We start from the raw sequence: 520 nt of genomic DNA, 5'->3' as shown, positions 1-520 counted from the left end.
CGAGCCCGTCATCGTTGTCTTCGAGTTCCTGGCGGTCGGGGCTGAGGAGCCGCTCGTCGCGGACCTCAACGGTCACTTCGAACCCGTCGTCGAAAGCGACGTCACGGGAGCCGACCGTCTCGATGTTCTCCTCGTTGAAGGCGATGAAGTACTCGCCCTCAGTGGAGATGAACTGAACGTTGTCGTTGCTGATCATGCTGCCGATGGCCACGACCTTCGGGTCGCGGTTCGGCGCAGTCGTGTCAGACGTCTGCTCGATGGTGACGTTGACTGCGTTCGAGGTGACAACGTTCTCGAAGCTACCTTCCGCCTGGATGGCACCTTCGAGACCGGTCGCGGTGACCTGGTGGATGAGGACGTCGCCCTCGGTCAGGGAGTCGGTCTCCTGGACGAGGTCGTTCTCGACGCCGCTCGTGATGTCGTCAACGTTGTCAACGTCTTCGAAGACGTCAGCCGAGGTCGTCCACAGCTGGAAACTCTCGACGGACCGCTCTTCGAGTTCGAGGTCGCCGACGGCATC

The 520-nt window shown here is 61.5% G+C and carries 1 pseudogene; it reads right to left on the bottom strand.

Going from position 1 to position 520, the window contains the following annotated elements:
* Nucleotides 1-520: pseudogene (locus EXE42_RS18935) on the bottom strand (PGF-CTERM sorting domain-containing protein); the annotation flags it as partial.

Origin of the sequence: Halorubrum sp. SP3 (assembly GCF_005435195.1) — an archaeon.
GTDB lineage: Archaea > Halobacteriota > Halobacteria > Halobacteriales > Haloferacaceae > Halorubrum > Halorubrum sodomense.
The sequence above is the reverse complement of the archived record's forward strand: the minus strand, read 5'-3'. Positions and strand labels throughout refer to the sequence as shown.